The organism is Chitinimonas violaceus (assembly GCF_052601015.1).
The window spans coordinates 1-255 of record NZ_JBQXDJ010000285.1 but is presented as its reverse complement, the minus strand read 5'-3'; the positions used below and the strand labels follow the sequence as shown (position 1 = coordinate 255).

The window sequence follows — 255 nt, the reverse complement described above, 5'->3', positions numbered from 1 at the left end:
ATTCCCATCGGCCCAAACCGGATCGACGCACAGCCCGGGCGCTGTTCACGCAAATCAAGGCGGAGGGTTACCAAGGCGGTTACAGCCAACTGACAGCCTTTATCCGTGCCTGGCGCGGTCGTAAAGGGAGTGCACTGCACGCCTTTGTACCGCTGCAGTTTGCGTTGGGTGAGGCATTTCAGTTTGACTGGAGCGAGGAGGGGTTAGTGATTGGCGGCCTCTATCGCCGCATGCAGGTCGCTCACCTCAAGCTCT

The 255-nt window shown here is 59.2% G+C and carries 1 pseudogene; it reads left to right on the top strand.

Annotated features, from left to right (window positions below):
* A pseudogene (locus ACUHMQ_RS21310) lies at positions 1-255 on the top strand (IS21 family transposase); the annotation flags it as partial.